General features: G+C 73.4%; 14 protein-coding genes. 9 read left to right on the top strand and 5 right to left on the bottom strand.

Annotation, left to right across the window (positions count from 1 at the left end; genetic code table 11):
- The first annotated feature begins 206 nt into the window (after nt 1-206).
- From Y09_RS11750 to Y09_RS11740, 3 genes are read left to right on the top strand one after another with little or no spacing between them, the layout of a single operon-like run.
- A complete protein-coding gene (locus Y09_RS11750; protein WP_050815757.1) occupies nt 207-434 on the top strand; it encodes a BldC family transcriptional regulator in 228 nt (75 codons plus the stop codon).
- On the top strand, nt 431-1,447 hold the full coding sequence (locus tag Y09_RS11745) for an alpha/beta hydrolase (protein ID WP_053917885.1): 1,017 nt from the start codon (nt 431-433) through the stop codon (nt 1,445-1,447). The genes Y09_RS11750 and Y09_RS11745 overlap by 4 nt, the downstream gene beginning before the upstream one ends.
- 31 nt (nt 1,448-1,478) lie before the next feature.
- A complete protein-coding gene (locus Y09_RS11740; protein WP_010551232.1) occupies nt 1,479-1,982 on the top strand; it encodes a hypothetical protein in 504 nt (167 codons plus the stop codon).
- A 70-nt stretch (nt 1,983-2,052) separates the two neighbouring features.
- Here Y09_RS11740 and Y09_RS11735 read toward each other — a convergent pair whose 3' ends face one another.
- A complete protein-coding gene (locus tag Y09_RS11735) occupies nt 2,053-3,198 on the bottom strand; it encodes a lysylphosphatidylglycerol synthase domain-containing protein (RefSeq protein WP_234695713.1) in 1,146 nt (381 codons plus the stop codon).
- A 60-nt stretch (nt 3,199-3,258) separates the two neighbouring features.
- Between Y09_RS11735 and Y09_RS11730 the strand changes: the two genes are divergently transcribed.
- Both Y09_RS11730 and Y09_RS11725 read left to right on the top strand, forming a co-directional pair.
- Nucleotides 3,259-3,594, top strand: coding sequence for a hypothetical protein (locus tag Y09_RS11730; RefSeq protein WP_053917884.1), 336 nt, complete (start codon nt 3,259-3,261; stop codon nt 3,592-3,594).
- 154 nt (nt 3,595-3,748) lie between these two features.
- Nucleotides 3,749-6,607: a UvrD-helicase domain-containing protein gene (locus Y09_RS11725; RefSeq protein ID WP_053917883.1), complete on the top strand. Its 2,859-nt coding sequence runs from the start codon at nt 3,749-3,751 to the stop codon at nt 6,605-6,607.
- An 82-nt stretch (nt 6,608-6,689) separates the two neighbouring features.
- Here the strand turns inward: Y09_RS11725 and Y09_RS11720 are convergent, their stop codons facing one another.
- The 4 genes from Y09_RS11720 to Y09_RS11705 form a co-directional block, all read right to left on the bottom strand.
- A complete protein-coding gene (locus tag Y09_RS11720; RefSeq protein ID WP_053917882.1) occupies nt 6,690-7,106 on the bottom strand; it encodes a VOC family protein in 417 nt (138 codons plus the stop codon).
- 121 nt (nt 7,107-7,227) lie between these two features.
- Nucleotides 7,228-10,074 (bottom strand): multicopper oxidase domain-containing protein, encoded by a 2,847-nt coding sequence (locus Y09_RS11715; protein ID WP_053917881.1) that lies wholly within the window; start codon nt 10,072-10,074, stop codon nt 7,228-7,230.
- A 374-nt stretch (nt 10,075-10,448) separates the two neighbouring features.
- A complete protein-coding gene (locus tag Y09_RS11710; RefSeq protein ID WP_053917880.1) occupies nt 10,449-11,102 on the bottom strand; it encodes a hypothetical protein in 654 nt (217 codons plus the stop codon).
- Between the two features lie 13 nt (nt 11,103-11,115).
- On the bottom strand, nt 11,116-11,439 hold the full coding sequence (locus Y09_RS11705) for a hypothetical protein (RefSeq protein WP_010551239.1): 324 nt from the start codon (nt 11,437-11,439) through the stop codon (nt 11,116-11,118).
- A gap of 188 nt (nt 11,440-11,627) precedes the next feature.
- On the opposite strand from Y09_RS11705, the gene sucC reads away from it, so the two are divergent.
- The 4 genes from sucC (at nt 11,628) to Y09_RS11685 (ending at nt 15,762) form a co-directional block, all read left to right on the top strand.
- Entirely contained in the window at nt 11,628-12,797 is a 1,170-nt protein-coding gene (gene sucC / locus Y09_RS11700) for an ADP-forming succinate--CoA ligase subunit beta (RefSeq protein WP_053917879.1), read from the top strand.
- A 12-nt stretch (nt 12,798-12,809) separates the two neighbouring features.
- Nucleotides 12,810-13,700, top strand: coding sequence for a succinate--CoA ligase subunit alpha (gene sucD / locus Y09_RS11695; RefSeq protein ID WP_053917878.1), 891 nt, complete (start codon nt 12,810-12,812; stop codon nt 13,698-13,700).
- A gap of 249 nt (nt 13,701-13,949) precedes the next feature.
- The gene (locus Y09_RS11690; RefSeq protein WP_053917877.1) at nt 13,950-14,900 is read left to right on the top strand and encodes a CPBP family intramembrane glutamic endopeptidase; all 951 of its coding nucleotides are present in this window, start codon (nt 13,950-13,952) and stop codon (nt 14,898-14,900) included.
- A 142-nt stretch (nt 14,901-15,042) separates the two neighbouring features.
- Nucleotides 15,043-15,762, top strand: a complete 720-nt coding sequence (locus Y09_RS11685) for a metal-dependent transcriptional regulator (RefSeq protein WP_053917876.1) — start codon at nt 15,043-15,045, stop codon at nt 15,760-15,762.
- Nucleotides 15,763-16,122 lie beyond the last annotated feature (360 nt).

The raw sequence follows: 16,122 nt of genomic DNA, 5'->3' as shown, positions 1-16,122 counted from the left end.
CCGCGACCCTCCGGACGTGCCCGACGCCCCTTCCGTGGCACCCGGTGCGGCGGGCGGAGCACTGCCCGGCGAAGGAATTGGGCGTTTCGCGCCCGCCTTTTACCGGCTCACACACCTAACCGGGTAGTCTTGTGTCGGTACTCGAGCGCAGTGGGGACCCCCGTCCCGTCTCGAGCCGACTCCCCCAGCGAAAGGTCTCCTCCTCGATGAACGCTTCCACGGATCAGCACCCCGGTGGAGTGCCCGACGGGGACGACGCCGCTGAGCTGATGACGCCCGCGGAGGTCGCGAGCATGTTCCATGTCGACCCCAAGACCGTCACTCGCTGGGCCCAGGCGGGCAAGCTCACCTACATGCGCACCCTCGGCGGTCACCGCCGCTACCGCCGCGGCGAGGTCGTCGAGCTGCTGCGGGAGAGCTCCAAAGACGTGTGAGCACCGACCCGGTGCTCGGAGCGGGCTACACGCTCCACCGGATCGATCTCGGCAGCGACGACGAGGGACCGCTGCAGGCGAGCCTCATCCACCGCGAGCCCGTCCCGGGCGACGCTCCCCGCACCGGACGGACCCCGCCCGTGCTGCTCATGCACGGCTGGTCGGACTACGTCTTCGACCGTGACCTGATGGACCACCTCGGCGCCCGCGGCCACGACGTCTGGGGCCTGGACCTGCGCAAGTACGGCCGCAGCATCCTGCCCGGTCAGACGCCCACCGAGATCGACCACCTCAGCCGATACGACGAGGAGATCGGCGCCTCGCTGCGCCGCATCGGCCGCAGCACGCCCCCGGTGATCCTCGCCCACTCCGCGGGAGGACTCGTCGCGACGCTCTACGCGCTGCGCCATCCGGGCGTGGTCCGGGGTCTCGCCCTGAACTCGCCGTGGCTCGAGATGCACCTCGGACCGGGCACGCGGAGGCTGCTCGAGCGCCCGGTGCACCTGCTGGCCCGCCGGCTGAGGAGCAGGCCCATCCTTCCCGTCGGTGACGACGCCTACGCCCGCGCCACCCACCGTGACCTGGGCGGGGACTACGACTACGACCTCGAGCTGAAGCCTCCCGGGGGCCACCGCTTCCCCGCCAGCACCCTCAAGGCGATGCTCGACGGGCACCGGCGCCTGGCCGCCGCCGGCTCGCTCGCCGCACCGGCGCTGGTCATGCACTCCGACCGCACCGCGATCACCTCGAGGCGGGGCGAGCGCCCCCTCCACGCGGACACCGTCCTGGACGTGCGCTCCCTCGCCGCGGCCGCGCGACGGCTCGGCCCCCGGGTGCGGGTCGTGCCCGTCACCGGGGCGCGTCACGACGTCTTCCTCTCCGATCCGCCGGTGCGGGCGACGGCGATCGAGATCCTCGACGACTGGCTGGCCACGGATCTGCTCGCAGCGCCTACGATGACCGGGACAGGCCGCACCGCGGGACCCGACGCCTCCGAGACCGGGGCCTCGTGACCCCCGAGACCTCGTGACAAGGAGTAGCGCGATGACCGCGGACACCCATGGCCTCCGAGCCCTCGCCGATGCCCAGCGCCGTGGAGCGGATCGGCTCACCCTCCTGCGCCTGCGCCTGGCGAACACGCTGGCCGAGGTCGGTCGCGCCGAGGCGCCCGAGGTCCGGGGGATCGGGGAGCGGGTCCACGAGCGCTGGATCCGCGAGGAGCATCCGGAGCTGGGACGCCTGGCCACGGGCCTGCGCGCGGCCGCGAGGCAACTCGATCAGGAGGCGGTCCGGGCGGAGCGGCTCAGCGGCCGCCGCATGGGTGGCTACACCGGCGCCGGCTTCCTGGGACGCGGCAGGGAAGCGAGCCGTCACGTGCACGAGGTCGCCGCTGTCGTCGCCGCCGAGCCCGCCTTCGTCGGCACCGAGCACGGGGCGAGCATCGGCGGCTTCCCGCTGCAGCCGAGCGTCCAGGAGGGGTTCCTCGCGCATCCCTCCTCCGCCCTCGGCATCGAGACCCCCGACTTCGACGAGGACGACGAGGGCTGAGCCACGGCGCGGGCCGGTCCTGGACCCGGTCGGTGCTGGCACGACGCCCGCGCGGCCGCCGTGGGACGCGTCAGCGCCGCGCAGGGGTCCGCGTGAGCGCCGCGGGCACCGCGACCGCCCCTGCCAGCAGCGGCACCACCAGCATTGCGACCAGCAGCAGGAGCATCGCCGCGGCGGCATCGGCCGAGCCCACCCCGAGGCCGACCAGCGCCGCCCCGCTGACCGTCTCGGAGATCCCCGCGCCGCCCGGCGTCAGCGGCACCAGCGCGAGCACCCTCCCCAGCGCGAAGACGGCGAGGACGAACAGGGCGGGCACCTCGGCGCCGACCGCCTCGATCGCGAGCCACAGGGCGGCGAGCTGGAGCGCCCGCGCCGCGAGCGTGGGCAGCGCGAGGGTGGGGAGCCGACGCCGCAGCATCCCCACCAGCGCCTCCCGCTGATGGAGGATCTCCGCCGACGCCCCGGCGGGGAGCATCCCGTCGGCCTGCGCGAGCAGCGCCGTGAGCACGCCGCGGCGCAGCAGCACCGCGCTGAGGACGAGAGCGATCACGGCGCCGGCCGCGGCGACGGCGGCCGCCCACAGCCAGCCGGCGGCGAGCGTGCCGGCCGGGGTGAGGGCAGAGCCGAGCAGGTAGGAGCCGGCGCCCAGCAGCGGCACCAGCACCGAGGTGATCGCCATCTCGACCAGCGAGGCGGCGAGGATGCCGGTGAGCACCACGGGCAGGGCGATCCCGCTGCGACGCAGGACCCAGGCCAATAGTCCCAGGCCCAGCACGGACCCGCCCGGCAGGGCGAGCGCGGCGCCCTGGGAGGCGGCATGGCCCTGCAGCACGGGGGAGGGGCGGGAGCCGGGCACCGCGGCGCGGACCGTCATCGCCTCCAGCAGCAGCGCCCCCGCGCCGAGCACGATCATCGCGGGCACCGACCACCACGGCAGCGCACCCAGGCTCGCGACGATCTCGCCCCAGCTCGCGCCGGTCGCCCACGGCAGGCCCCAGACCAGCAGGGCGATCACCAGCAGACCCGAGGCCGCCGCGGCGAGCAGGCGCCCGGCGCCGGGCCGCTCCGGCGGGGCGGCGCCGAGGTCCTCGGTGAGCAGCGCGAGCCGCTCCGGGCTGTGGCCCGCCCGCGAGGTTCGCTCCGTGCTCCGCGCCGGCTCTGCGCTCTCGGGGGGCTCCGGTGCGGCGTCCTGGGGGCCGGGAGGTGCCTCTGACATGCGGTGATTCTCGCACGCTGTGCCCCTGGAGTTCCCAGGCCCGGGATCTAACATGGTGTCATGTCCTTTCTGATCTCGCTCTTCGTCGTGCTGCACATGATCTGCTGGGCCGTGGCGCTCGGCACCTGGGTCGCTTCCGCCCGCACCCGCGTCCCGAACAAGGGGATGGCCCATGCCACCGCGGCCGCGCTCGTGTTCGGCATCGTCCTGGCCGCCCTCGTCTCCATCGGCGGCGACCCGAACCACATGAAGCTCGGCATCAAGCTGCTCCTGGCGATAGTCGCCACCGTCCTCGCCTACATCGCGAACAGGAAGCAGGCCGAGACCCCCTCGGCCGTCTGGTTCGGCATCCCCACCGCGATCATCGCGAACATCGTCGTGGCGGTCTTCGTCTGATCCGCTCCCCGCGGGGAGCCTCCCGCGGAGCGACGGAGCCGCGGGCGGAGCGCGCGGCGACGGGGAGCCCACCTCCCCTCCACCGCGACCCTCCGTCCCCACGGGGCCCGGCAGCGCACCCGCTGTCGGGCCCCGCGCCTATCCTGGAGGCCTCATGAGCTCACTCTTCGACGACCTCTCGCTGCCCGACGCCTTCCGCCGCCTGGACGGCGTGCAGGTGACGCCCTCGACCTCGCCCTCCCGGGCCGCGGCCGACGACGACGCTCGCGCCGACGGACGCACCGACGGCGAGGAGCCGCACCACGAGGAGGAGGCCCCGGACCTGCTCGACCGCGAGCCGCTGCCCGAGCACGAGGAGCCCCCGTACGAGGAGGAGCCGCCCTACGAGGACGAGCCGCCGCGGGAGGAGCCCGCGCCCGTCGCCGCCCCGGCGCCGTCCCGTCGGCGTGTCCCGGCGGACTCACCCGCCCTCGCCGAGCTCGTCGACGGGCTGAACCCCGCCCAGCGCGAGGCGGTCGAGCACCGGGGCAGCCCGCTGCTGATCGTCGCCGGCGCCGGCTCCGGCAAGACCCGCGTGCTCACCCGCCGCATCGCCCACCTGCTGCGCGCCGGCGAGGCGCTGCCCGGCGAGATCCTCGCGATCACCTTCACCAACAAGGCCGCCGCCGAGATGCGCGAGCGCGTCGAGGAGCTGATCGGCCCCGCCGCCCGCTCCATGTGGGTCTCCACCTTCCACAGCGCCTGCGTGCGCATCCTGCGCCGCGACGCCGCCGCGGCCGGGCTGAAGAGCTCCTTCACGATCTACGACAGCGCCGACTCGCTGCGCCTGATCACCACGATCGCCAAGGACCTCCAGCTCGACACCAAGAAGCACGCCCCCCGCGCGCTCGCCTCCCGCATCTCGACGCTGAAGAACGACCTCGTGGACCCGATCGACTTCGCCGATCAGGCCGAGAGCGCGAAGAACCCGTTCGAGAAGACGCTCGCGAAGATCTTCACGAACTACACCGAGCGCCTGCGCCAGGCCAACGCCGTCGACTTCGACGACCTGATCGGCCTGACCGTCGCGCTGCTGCGCGAGAACCCCGCGATCCGCGAGGGCTACCGGCGCCGCTTCCGCCACCTGCTGGTGGACGAGTACCAGGACACCAACACCGCCCAGTACCAGCTGGTGCGGGAGCTGGTGGGGGAGGACCCGCGCGCCGATCTCACCGTGGTGGGCGACTCCGACCAGTCGATCTACGCCTTCCGCGGGGCGACGATCCGCAACATCATCGAGTTCGAGCAGGACTTCCCCTCCGCGCGCACCATCGTGCTGGAGCAGAACTACCGCTCGACCCAGAACATCCTCACCGCCGCGAACGCGGTGATCGAGGAGAACCAGGGCCGCCGCGAGAAGAACCTCTGGACCGACCAGGGCGAGGGGGAGCAGATCACCCTCTACGTCGCCGACGACGAGCAGTCCGAGGCCCGCTACATCGGCCGCCAGATCGACGCGCTCGTGGACGACGGCCGCCGCGCCGGGGACATCGCGATCTTCTACCGCGCCAACGCCCAGTCCCGGGCGCTGGAGGACCAGCTGATCCGCGTGGGCCTGCCGTACCGCGTCGTGGGCGGCACGCGCTTCTACGAGCGGCGCGAGATCAAGGACGCGATCGCCTACCTGCAGGTGCTCGCCAACCCCGCCGACGAGATCAACCTGCGCCGCATCCTCAACGTCCCCAAGCGCGGGATCGGCGACCGCGCCGAGGCCGCGATCGCCATGCTCGCCGAGAGGGACCGGATCGGCTTCGGAGAGGCGCTGCGCCGCGCGGAGGAGGCGCCGGGCATCGCGACCCGCTCGCTGAACGCCGTGCGCACCTTCGTGGCGATGCTCGAGGACCTCCAGGCGATGGCCGAGCGCGGCGACGGCCCCGCCGAGCTGCTTGAGGCGATCCTCACCCGCTCCGGCTACTACGCCGAGCTGCAGGGCAGCGACGACCCGCAGGACGAGTCCCGCCTGGAGAACCTCGCCGAGCTGATCAGCGTGGCCGCGGAGTTCGAGGCGCAGATGGAGGAGCTCGACGCGCTCGCCAGCGAGATGGAGGACGAGGAGGGCGACGCCGCCGCGGTCGGGGGCGCGGAGGGCGCCGCCGAGACCGAGGTCGGCGCAGCCGCTGAGAGCCCGGCGGACGCAGTCGCGGCGGGCTCCGCGGACGCGGTCGCCGAGGCGTCCGGCGCGGTCGTCGCCGGAGCGGCCCCCGCCTCCGACCCCGTCGGCGGCGACATCGGCCCGGATGCGGCGCTGACCGCGCCGGACGATCCCGAGGCGAGCCTCGTGGACCGCTTCCTGGAGAAGGTCTCCCTCGTCGCGGACGCCGACCAGCTGCCAAGGGAGGAGGACCAGTTCGTCACCCTCATGACTCTGCACACCGCCAAGGGTCTCGAGTTCCCGGTCGTGTTCCTCACCGGCATGGAGGACGGCACCTTCCCCCACAACCGCACGCTCCAGGATCCCGACGAGCTCGAGGAGGAGCGGCGACTGGCCTACGTGGGCATCACCCGCGCCCGCGAGAAGCTCTATCTCACCCGCGCGCAGATGCGCTCGATGTGGGGCCAGTCCCAGTACATGCCCGCCAGCCGCTTCCTCGACGAGGTGCCGGAGGAGGTCCTGGACGTGGCGCGCGCCGGCTCGACCCTCGGCGGCGCCGGGTTCGGCGGCGGAGGCTTCTCCGGCGGCTCCGGCTTCGGCGGCGGTCGCGGCGGGGGTCGGGGGCCGTCCTTCAGCGGCGGGGTCGGCGGCGGCCGCTCCGACGTGAAGCGCCCCAGCTTCGGCTCCGGTCGCACAGCGACGCCCACGGACAAGCTCCCGCAGCTCGCCGTCGGCGACCGCGTCACCCACGACTCCTTCGGGATGGGCACGGTCGCGGAGGTCTCCGGGCAGGGCGACAAGACGCAGGTCGAGGTCCAGTTCCGCGATCCCCACGGCCGCAAGCGCCTGCTGCTGCGCTACGCCCCGCTGACCAAGCTCTGAGCAGATCGGCGCGCGGACGCGAGCTCCGAGCAGCGCGGCGCGCGGGCCGAGCACCGGGCGCCGCAGGGGCGGGCCGCGGCGGTCAGGGGCCGGCGACCAGCTCGACCTCGATGCCGTGAGGGTCCTCCGCGTACCAGGCGGTGTGGTCCCCGCCGCCCGCATGCGGGTAGTGCCCCGCGAACAGCTCCCGCCAGCCGTGCCCGGGCCCTTGCCGTCGGACCCGGTTCAGCAGCTCGCGGTCTCGCACCCGCAGCGCGAGATGGTTCATGCCCGGGGCGCGCCGCTCGGCGCGCTCGCCGCGCACGTCCTCGGACTGCTCGAGGACGAGGTAGGAGCCGTCGGCGTGGCGCCAGATCCGCCCGAGCTCCCAGCCCTCGACGCGCCCGGCCCGCCAGCCCAGCGTGGTCATCAGCCAGTGCCAGGCCGGCTCCGAGACGGCGAGGTCCGCGGTCCAGAGCTCGAGGTGGTGCAGGCCGGAGGAGGGAGGCGGTGCTTGCATGGGGCCGACGGTATCCCGCGGCCACGCCCGCTCCGAGCACCTCCGTCTCTCCGAGAGGGGCGGGCGTCCGGCAGCGCACGGGCGACGTCCGGCCACGGACGGTGCGCGGCCGCGGGAATGCTCAGGCCGTGACGCGGATCAGGGCGCGAGCGCCGCGCTCCATCTCCACGAAGGAGTGGTTCACGGCGGTGTAGGTGCCGGGCTCGTCGAAGACCAGCTCCACGAACCCGCCCTGGGCCGCGGCGAGGTCGAGCGCCTGCGCCCCGCCGCCCTCCCCGTCCCCGGGACGCAGCAGATAGGCGCCCTCCTTGAAGACGGTGTCGAACACCCCGCCGACGACGTGGAAGGAGATCCCGCGCGACGGGCCTGCGGCGAGCACCCACAGCCGCACCCGCTCGCCCACCTTCGCCTCGAGCGGGGAGTGGACGTACTGGGTGGCGTGGCCGTTGAAGACCGTGAGGTCGGGGCGCTCGGCCGCGATCTTCGCGGGGCTCACCGGCAGGGCGCCCTCGTGCGTCGTCGACTCGGAGCCGGGGGCGCCGACGGGCACGAGATAGTGCTCCGACTGCACCAGCACGTACTCCCGCTCGACGGGCGCGAGCTCCGGCGGCGGGACCACGAGCGCGCCGACCATCCCGGCGGACAGGTGCACCGACATCGGCGTGGTCGAGCAGTGGTAGAGCCAGATCCCGGCATGGTCGGTGGTGATCGCGTACTCCAGCTGCTCGCCCGGAGGGATCGTGCGCATGGCCTGGTCGGGGGAGACGCGGCCCGCGTGCAGGTCGAGGGAGTGCCCCATCGACCCGTGATTGACCAGGTCGACGGTCAGGCGCGCCCCGAGCTCGGAGCGCAGCACCGGCCCGACGACGGCGCCGCCGTAGGTCATCGCGTCCATGGTCACGCCCGGTGCGATCTCGGCGGCGACCTCGACGACCTCCAGGGTGACCCGCTGCTGCGGACCGGTCGCGGCAGGGAGGCGGGCGTCGCGCACGGCGACGTCCGGTCCGGGGGCGGCCATCATGTCGGCGTCCACGGGGGTGAGCTCGTCGGGCCCGGACGCCGCGGCCACGGCGCCCGCGTCGGCGGCCGTGCCCGCCGCGGCACCGGTCGCGACGATGCTCAGCGTCATGCCCATCGCGCGATGGCCGACGATCGAGCACCATCCCTCCATGTCATGGGCGACCACGCCGCCGTCGAGGACCCGCGACTCTCCCGGCTGCAGGCGCCCCGAGGTCGCGCCGGTGGCGAGCACGAGGTCGTGCACGTCGTGCGGATCGTCGTTGCTCAGCTCGATGACCAGCGTGTTCCCGGCGGGGACCTCGAGCCGGTCGGGCGTGAACCGCATCTCCGCCATCGAGACCGCGATCGTGGTGCTCTCCCCGGTGGGCGTCACCGCGGCGGCGCCCGCGGTGCCGCCCGCGGTGCCGGCGACGTCGGGGATCGAGCCCTGGGAGCGGTCCAGGGAGCCGCCGAGCGCGGTCGCACCGAGCACGGAGCCGAGGCCCAGCAGCGCGCCGGTCAGCGCGCGTCGGTCCATGGGCGCTGCGGCGGCGGGAGCGGGCCCGGTCCTGGACCCCGTCGGCGGGCCGACGGACGGCGGCGGGCCGACCGACGGCGACGGGCCGACCGACGGCGACGGCAGCTCGCTGCGCGCGGGGGAGACCGATGCGGCGGCCTCGGGGCGGCTCGGTGTCGGCAGCGGCACGGCGGTGCCGCGCAGCCGCGAGCTCGTCCGCACCGCGAGGACCAGCAGCACCACGAAGCTCACCAGCACCGCGAAGCCGAGCAGGGAGAGGACCACCCGGGAGAGCGAGCCGAAGCCCGCGACCTCCGCGGTGCCGAGCGTGAGGGCGGAGAACAGCGCCCCGGAGCCGGCCGTGCCCCGCTCGGCGAGCACGAACAGCGCTACGACGAGGTTGTACGCCACCACGCGCAGCACCGCGCCGCGGCTCATCACCGCCAGTGCCGCCGTCGTCGCGCGGGGGCCGCCGCCGAGGGTCACCGGCAGCAGATGGCTCATCGCCCCCAGCAGCACCTGCAGCAGGAAGCCGGCGACGAAGGGGACGGTGAGCTGCTGCACGTCGGCGGCGACGAGGGAGGTCGCCATCTGCGCATCGGCCGAGCGCCACCACATCACCAGCAGCCCGGCGGTGGTCAGCGAGAACCAGCCCGTCCCCGCGGTGATCGACAGGATCGGGAACGGGGCGAGCGGCACCCGGCGCTCCTGGCGCACGCCGCGCACCCCGGCCCGCACGAGCGTCGCCGCGACCCAGGCGAAGGAGCCGAGATAGGCGAGCAGCGCCGCGCAGCCCAGCAGGGTCGAGCCGATCAGCGCCCCGGCGACCGCGCCGAGGACGGCCAGGAACATGCCCAGCAGCCCGCCCGCGGCCCGGGTCGCCGCGGCGGGTTCGATGCGCGTGCGCAGCACGGTGGGCCACAGGGTCAGCAGCGTGCCCGTCACCGTCAGACCCACGAACCCCAGCACGTTCACGATCTGGTGGGCGAGCATCAGCCGTCCCTGCCAGGGCTCGCCCGGGCTGAACGCCATCACCGCGCCGAGCATCGCACCGACGGGAAGCAGGCAGGCCGCGGCGACGTACGCTCGGACCGTGAACGCGAAGCGCGGCGCGAGCGCGGCCCGGATCTGCGCGCCGAGCGCGGCGGCGTACCAGAGGAGCGCCGCGGAGACCGCCAGCGCACCGAGCACCACCAGCCACGGCCATCCCGGCAGCATTCCGGCGATCGTCGCCACCACCCCGGCGGTGAGCAGCCGCAGCCTCGCCAGCTGACGCGGGCGGGACTCCTCGCCCAGGCGGGTCTTCAGCAGCGCCTCGGCGAAGTGCTGCCCCCAGACCATGATCGAGGTGGTGATCAGGCCCAGCGTGACCATGTGGACCATCAGCCAGCGAGCCTGCGGCAGCCATTGGTGCACCAGGACCACCACGACCAGCGCGAGCATCCAGCCCATCACGGGGCGGGCGGCACGCCGGTGCCAGGCACCGCGCCCGGTGGCGGGGGAGCGCCTGGAGGGACGAGGGTCAGGAGCGGGGGAGGACGGCTCGGAGGATGACGGCCCGGGAGCCGACGGGACAGGGGAGGACGGCACGGTGCAGGACCACCTCAGGCGTGATCCCGGTCCGGGCGGCGGGCGACCGGTCGGGGACGGGCAGGGACCGTTCCAGACTAGGACGGGCCGACGACGCCCTGTCAGGCCATGGTCCCGACGTCACGGCACAGCGCTCGGCCGCTCGGGCCACCGCGTCACGGTCTCGTCGTCACGTGTCCCGGGCGGGGCGGACCGATGCTCACTCGGGAGCGGTGCGCGCAGCGCTCGACGCGTGCTCAGCGGTCGCGGGGATCCTCGGCCTGGTCGAGCCGCTCCCTGCTGCGCTTCCACTGCGCGTACAGGCCCGCCCCGAAGCTCACCACCACGATCAGCCCCACGGCGATCAACACGGTGGTGAAGGGGATCGGGATCCCGGCGGCGGCGAGCACCGCCCAGATCACCACCAGCGAGAGTCCGATCAGCAGGGCGTCGCGCAGGGCGCGCATGATGCGCGGGAAGATGTTCGCGCGCTCGACGTGCCGGCTCGCGACGGCGTAGTACGCGGCGGCCTCGCGACGCAGCTCCTCGCCGGAGGGGCGGGGGCGCTGAGCGGTGCGGGTCCCGCCGTCCCGGTCCGCGGAGCGGCGCCGGCCCTCCGGATCGGCGGAGCGGCGCCGGCCCTCCGGATCGGCGGAGCGATGCTCGTCCTCCCGCTCCCCACGGGCTTCCCGGTCCCGATCGACGTCGCGCTCGCGGTACGCGTCGCGCTCGTCGGCTCCGGTCGACGCACGGCGTCCGTCCTCGCGCCAGCCCTCGTCGACCGCGCGCCCGGCGGCGCGTGCATAGCCGCCGGCACGGTCGCCGGCCCGCCGGGCGGCGTCCTTCGCGGCAGGGGCCTGCTTGCGGGCGGTGTTCCGCGCCGCCTTCACGTAGGTCTTCCAGTCGGCCATGGCTCTCCTCGCCTCAGCGGTGCCAGTCGCCGCGGTCCCGCGGGTCCAGGTGCTCGATGCGCCGGTCGTCCCGGGGGCGCCGGTCGTCCTCGCGGAAGCGGATGTCCCCGCCGCCGCGGGGCTCCCGCTGCGGGCGCGGGTTCCGGGCGCGGCGCTCGTAGTAGTACGACAGGCCGACGTTCAGCGCGAGGGTGATGCCCACGGACAGCACGAAGCCGCCCAGGGTCGAGCGCATGCCCAGCAGGCGCAGCACGATGAACAGCACCCCGATGGCGACGATGCTGAATCCGAGGTGGTCTCGCACGCGCTGGACGAGGCTGCGGGAACGGCGGCTCATCGTCCCATCGTAGACGCGGCGCCTGGACGCGAGCCGGACGGTATGAGAGTCCCGCCACAGTCCTCTCCCTGCCATGGCCCGTGACCGCCTGAGCCTGCGGACGCGTTACCCTGGCGGTGTTCCCAGGGGTGGCATCGAGGCCAGTGCGGCCTGCCGCCCACTGCCGACATCGAGAGGAAAAGCACCCCGTGGACCTGTATGAGTACCAGGCCCGCGATCTCTTCGAGAAGCACGGCGTGCCCGTGCTCGGAGGAGTCGTCGCGGAGGACCCCGCAGCCGCCAAGGCCGGCGCAGAGAAGCTCGGCACCCCGGTCGTCGTCGTCAAGGCCCAGGTGAAGACCGGTGGCCGTGGCAAGGCCGGCGGAGTGAAGGTCGCCAAGTCCCCCGAGGAGGCGGAGCAGAAGGCCTCCGAGATCCTCGGCATGGACATCAAGGGCCACACCGTGCACCGCGTGATGATCGCGGCCGGTGCGGACATCGCCGAGGAGTACTACTTCTCGCTCCTGCTGGACCGCGCCAACCGCAACTACCTGGCCATGTGCTCGGTCGAGGGCGGCATGGAGATCGAGCAGCTCGCCGTCGAGCGGCCCGAGGCCCTCGCCCGCGTGGCCGTCGACCCCAACGTCGGGATCGACGAGGCCAAGGCGAAGGAGATCGTCGAGGCCGCGAAGTTCGACGCCGAGACCGGCGCGAAGGTCGCCCCCGTGCTGCAGAAGCTGTGGGACGTCTACCGCGAGGAGGACGCGACCCTCGTCGAGGTCAACCCGCTGGTCAAGACCGGCGCCGGCGACATCGTCGCGCTGGACGGCAAGATCACCCTGGACGACAACGCCGGGTTCCGCCACGAGGCCCACGCCGAGCTCGTCGACGTCACCTCCGAGGACCCGCTGGAGACCAAGGCGAAGGCCCTGGACCTCAACTACGTCAAGCTCGACGGCGAGGTCGGCATCATCGGCAACGGCGCGGGGCTGGTCATGTCCACCCTCGACGTGGTCGCCTACGCCGGCGAGAAGCACGGTGTCAAGCCCGCGAACTTCCTGGACATCGGCGGCGGCGCGAGCGCCGAGGTCATGGCCAACGGCCTCGACGTGATCCTCGGCGACGAGCAGGTCTCGGCCGTGTTCGTCAACGTCTTCGGCGGCATCACCGCGTGCGACGCGGTCGCCAACGGCATCGTCGGCGCCCTGAAGAAGCTCGGCGACGCGGCGACCAAGCCGCTCGTCGTCCGCCTCGACGGCAACAACGTCGAGGAGGGTCGCAAGATCCTCGCGGACTTCGCCCACCCCCTCGTCACCCAGGCCGACACCATGGACGGCGGCGCCGCGAAGGTCGCCGAGGCCGCCGCCGCAGGAAAGTGAGCAGCACCCGACATGTCTATCTTCCTTGATGAGAACAGCAAGGTCATCGTCCAGGGCATGACGGGCTCGGAGGGCATGAAGCACTCCCAGCGCATGCTCGACTCCGGCACGAACATCGTCGGCGGCGTGAACCCGCGCAAGGCCGGCCAGTCCGTGTCCTTCGAGGGCGGCGCCGAGGTGCCCGTCTTCGGCACCGTGGCGGAGGCCATGGAGGCCACCGGCGCGAACGTCTCGGTGGTCTTCGTGCCGCCGAAGTTCGCCAAGTCCGCCGCGATCGAGGCGATCGACGCCGAGATCCCGCTCCTGGTGATCATCACCGAGGGCATCCCGGTCAAGGACTCCGCCGAGTTCTTCAACTACTCGCAGACCAAGGGCACGACCCGCATCATCGGGCCGAACTGCCCGGGCCTGATCAGCCCCGGCAAGTCGAACGCGGGCATCACCCCCTCGAACATCACCGGTGCGGGCAAGCTGGGCCTGGTCTCCAAGTCCGGCACCCTGACCTACCAGATGATGTACGAGCTGGCCGACATCGGCTTCACCACCGCCATCGGCATCGGCGGCGACCCGGTCATCGGCACCACGCACATCGATGCGCTGAAGGCCTTCGAGGCCGACCCCGACACCGCCGGCATCGTCATGATCGGTGAGATCGGCGGCGACGCCGAGGAGCGCGCGGCCGAGTACATCAAGGCCAACGTCACCAAGCCGGTCGTCGGCTACGTCGCGGGCTTCACCGCCCCCGAGGGCAAGACGATGGGTCACGCCGGCGCGATCGTGTCCGGCTCCGCCGGCACCGCGCAGGCGAAGAAGGAGGCCCTCGAGGCCGCCGGTGTCAAGGTGGGCAAGACCCCCACCGAGACCGCCGATCTCATGCGCGAGATCATCAAGGGCCTCTCCTGACCGACGTGCTGCGAGGCACGAGCGGCAGGAGATCAGGCGGACGGCTCGCCTGATCCCTCCCGCCCAACGCGAGGCCGACGTGCCCCGGACCCGCACGGGTCCGGGGCACGTCGTCGTCCCGGGGGAGCGGTGCGGCGCGAAGGAGAGCGGCTCAGCAGCAGCTGATCCGCTCCGGACCGCAGGAGCGGCACGCGGATCTCCTCCGGGCGGAGGAGGCGCCGTCGGGCAGACGCGGGGCAGGATCAGGGTATGACCGCTGCTGCCGCTCGACGACCCTCCTCCTCCGTTCGCGGACCCGGTGCGGATCGCGCTGTCCCTGCCGCTGATCCTGCGCCCCGCGGCCGGCCCGCCCCCGCGGACCGCCCCGTCGTCGTCGGCATCCTGCTGGCGCTGTTCGTCCTCTCGATCGCGGTGACGGCCTGGCGCCATCCCGACGGGGTGGTGGTCTCCCGGGATCCCGGCTACGCCCCGATGCCGGTCCTGCTCCTGCTCGTCCCGGCACTGGCCGCGATGGCGCTCACCGTGCAGCTGCCGCGGGGGCGCGGCGCGGCGGAGCTGAGCGTGCGGCGAGGTTCCGCCCTGCGCGCCGAGACGGCGGTGCTGCTGGGCCTGGTCCTCGCCTTCCCGCTGCTCGTGCCGCTGCTGCCCACGGGCGAGGACTACGTGCTGGTGAAGGCCGCGCTGTTCCTGCTGGTCCCGTCGGTCGTGCTCGCGCTGTCCGCCCGGCGCAGAGGCGCCTCGGTCATGATCCGACGACCCGAGGTCGGCGCGGCGGTGATCGCACTGCCCGCCCTCGTGCTGGGCGTGCTCTCGACCGTCGGCCCCTTCTCCTCGGGCGGTCCCGCGAGCTGGCCGCGCCTCGAGGTCCTGCTGATCGCGGCGACGGCGACCGCGATCACCGCCGGTCTCGGCGAGGAGCTCATCTACCGCCGCTTCCTGCAGACCCGCCTCGAGGCGCTGCTCGGCCCGTGGACCGGACTGCTGCTCGCCTCGCTGCTGTTCGGCCTCATGCACGTCCTCAGCCACGGGGGAGGGGCCTGGTGGGAGAGCGCCGCGCAGGTGATCGCGCTGCAGGGCACCACCGGGATCGCGCTGGGCCTGATGTGGCGGCGCTGGCGACGGCTGTGGGTGTGCGTCCTCGCGCACGTCCTGCTCAACGGCCTCGGGGTGCTGCTCCATCTCCTGGGGCTGCTGGGGTGAGGGCAGGGTGGGGAGCCGCGACCAGGGGATCCGTCGGTCCGGTCCGACGCCGTCCCCGCTCGGCCCGGGGCGAACGGGGCGTCCGACGTCGGCGCGCCCGATAAGCTGGACGTCGCTAGTCGCGCTGACCGAGGAGGGGCCTGTGTCCGGAGATCTCATCGACACCACCGAGATGTACCTGAAGACGGTGTTCGAGCTCCACGAGGCCGGCATCGCCCCGATGCGCGCCCGCATCGCCGAGCGGCTCGGGCACTCCGGACCCACCGTCTCCCAGACGGTCGCCCGGATGGAGCGCGACGGGCTGCTCCACCTCGACGGCCAGCGGCGCATCCGCCTCACCGCCGAGGGCACCGAGGTGGCAACCGACGTCATGCGCAAGCACCGCCTCGCTGAACGGCACCTGCTGGACGTGATCGGGCTGGACTACGCCCACGTCCACGAGGAGGCCTGCCGCTGGGAGCACGTGATGAGCCTCGAGGTCGAGAAGCGCCTCGCCCGCCAGATCACCCCGCCCTACGTCGACCCCTATGGGAACCCGATCCCCGGCCTCGCGGCCCTCGGGATCGAGGAGACCCGGGCCACGGACGAGGGTAAAGACGAGACCTCTGCGGTCCAGGAGCTGCGCGGCGCGGTCGAGGATGGCCAGAGCCGCGAGGTCCGCCTCGAGCGCATCGGCGAGCGGCTCCAGAGCGATGTCGACCTGCTCGGCGAACTCGCACGTCATGGCATCCTTCCCGGCGCACGGCTCGCAGTGGAGCGGGTGGGGGTGAGCGTCGTCGTCCGAGGCCCCGAGGGCGGGGAGGTGGCGCTCGGCGACCTCGACGCCGACCAGCTCCACGTGACCCCGATCGCCGCCGGGTAAAGCCTCCGTCAAGCCCTTCCCCAGAAGCTTCCAGTCATCCTGACGAGGGCGCGACCAGCCCTTAGTCTCGAGGGCGTGTCGCGGCGCAGAGGTCCGCGACATCCCTTCCGGAAGCCCCACCGCGCACCGGAGAACAGGGTGCGAGACGTGACCACGCGCGGGGGCTGAGCCCGGGGCTGGGAGCGATTCGTGTCGAACACCGTGCACCACACCCACCGCCGTGCTATGCGCACCGTCACCCCCGTCTCCCGCGCCGGGCGCGCGGGGGCCGGAGCGGCGATGGCCGCGGCGATGCTGTTCGGTGGCGCCGCCGCCGCGACCGCCGAGCCGCAGGCCGAGGCCCCCCGCGCCGACGCCGGC

Source organism: Brachybacterium sp. SW0106-09, assembly GCF_001293905.1.
Lineage (GTDB): Bacteria > Actinomycetota > Actinomycetes > Actinomycetales > Dermabacteraceae > Brachybacterium > Brachybacterium conglomeratum.
Note: the sequence above shows the minus strand (reverse complement) of the source record. Positions and strands in the feature narration are given on the sequence as shown.